Source organism: Falsiroseomonas oryziterrae, assembly GCF_021864505.1.
In the GTDB taxonomy this organism is placed as follows: domain Bacteria; phylum Pseudomonadota; class Alphaproteobacteria; order Acetobacterales; family Acetobacteraceae; genus Falsiroseomonas; species Falsiroseomonas oryziterrae.
The window spans coordinates 1-1,758 of sequence record NZ_JAKJIB010000521.1 but is presented as its reverse complement, the minus strand read 5'-3'; the positions used below and the strand labels follow the sequence as shown (position 1 = coordinate 1,758).

1 protein-coding gene and 1 pseudogene are annotated in these 1,758 nt (G+C 72.9%); both read right to left on the bottom strand.

Annotated elements, in window-relative coordinates:
- Window positions 1-397, bottom strand: a pseudogene (locus L2I40_RS22715) (peptidoglycan -binding protein); the annotation flags it as partial.
- Between the two features lie 80 nt (window positions 398-477).
- Window positions 478-1,611 (bottom strand): flagellar motor protein MotA, encoded by a 1,134-nt coding sequence (locus L2I40_RS22710; RefSeq protein ID WP_237217629.1) that lies wholly within the window; start codon window positions 1,609-1,611, stop codon window positions 478-480.
- Window positions 1,612-1,758: the final 147 nt, after the last annotated feature.

The window sequence follows — 1,758 nt, the reverse complement described above, 5'->3', positions numbered from 1 at the left end:
CGGATCTGGGTGCCAGCGAGTCGCGCTGGCCGCGTGTCGCGTCGCGTTCGGCCCAGAGCCGGTCGCGCTCCTCCCGCAGCAGGGACAGCGCGCGCTGCGCCGCGTCGCGCGCGCCCGTCGCCGCGCGCAGCTCCTCCGCCGTGCGCCCGAGCGCGCCGCGCAGCTCCTCCGCCTGGCCGCGTTCCAGCGCCAGCAGCTCGCCGAGCTCCGCCACCTGCCGGTTCAGCCGATCGAGCGCCCGGTCGCGCGAGGACAGCGCGACGCTGAGGAAGCCCTGCCCGAGCACGAAGACGAGCAGCACGAAGATGAGCACCATGAGCAGCGTGGACAGCGCGTCCACGTAGCCCGGCCAGGCCTCGATCCCGCCGCGCTCCCGGCGTTTCCGGCCGATGGCCATGCGCTAGTCCCTCTCCCTCTCCCGCTTGCGGGGGAGGGTCGGGGTGGGGGTGTCGCGGCGCGCCAGGTCCGACGTCGTGCTCACGGACGCGGCTCGTCCGCCAGCGCCGCGATGGTCCGCGCGAGCACCTTGATCTCGTTGCGGATCTCGGCCGTCGCCTGCATCCGGCCCTGCGAGACCTCCTCCAGCATCCGCGCCATGTAGAGCTCGAGGTTGCGCAGATGCGCCCGGCTCGCCTCGTCCAGCGCGCCATGCCCCGCCGCGTCGGCCAGGCGGCTCAGCACCGGATGCAGCTGCGCCTGCGCTTCCGCCATGCGGCTCATCAGCACCTGGCTCGCGCGCATCTGCTCCGCCAGCACCGCCAGCCGCTCCGTCAGCTGCATCATCGCCTGGGTGCTCGAGCCGCGGCTTTCCTCGCCGCGCGCGATGGTGCGCTGCAGCTCCTCCATGTTCTCCGCCGACTGCTCGAGCAGCGCCTGCACATAGGCCGGCATCGAGCCCTCGCCCTCGCCGCCGAGCGCCCCGCTCGACAGCCGCGTCGCCGCCGCCAGCCAGTCCTCGAGCTCGGTGTAGAAGCGGTTCTGTGCCTGCCCCGCCTGGAGATCCAGGAACCCCAGCACCAGCGCGCCCGCGAGGCCGAGCATCGACGACGAGAACGCGATCGCCATGCCGCGCAGCGGCTCCGCCAGCCCCGACTTCAGCTGGTTGAACAGCGCGTTGATGTCGCCGGTGCCGACGCTCATGTCGTTGATCACCTGGCTGACGCTGCCGATCGTCAGCAGCAGTCCCCAGAAGGTCCCGAGCAGCCCGAGGAAGATCAGCAGCCCCGTCGCATAGCGCGAGATCTCCCGCGTCTCGTCGAGCCGCGAGCTGATCCCATCCAGCACGCTCCGCATCGCCATGGCGGACAGCGACAGCCGCTCCGACCGCCGGCTCGCCAGCATCGACGCCATCGGCGCGAGCAGCTTCGGCTCGGCATCCGTCGTGCCGCCCGGCGTGCGGAACGCCTCGATCCACGCGACCTCGCGCGTCAGCGCCAGCACCTGGCGGATGTTCCACGCGATGCCGAGCAGCAGCACCACCACGATCACGCCGTTCAGCATCGGGTTCGCCGCGAAGGCCTGCAGGATCTCCTCCCGCAGCAGCGCCACCAGCACCGCCACCGCGCCGAGGAACCCCAGCATCCGCCACAGGAACAGCGTCGGCCGCGTCATCGTGCACTCCCCTGCGCCGGCGTCGCGCGCGCCGAGGGCGGCAGCACATCCGCGCAATCGAGCCCCGCCGGCGTCCGCCCGAGCGGCCGCACATCCACCCGCGTCTCCTCGAGCCCGCCCGCCACCAGCGCCTGCCGCACCGCCGTC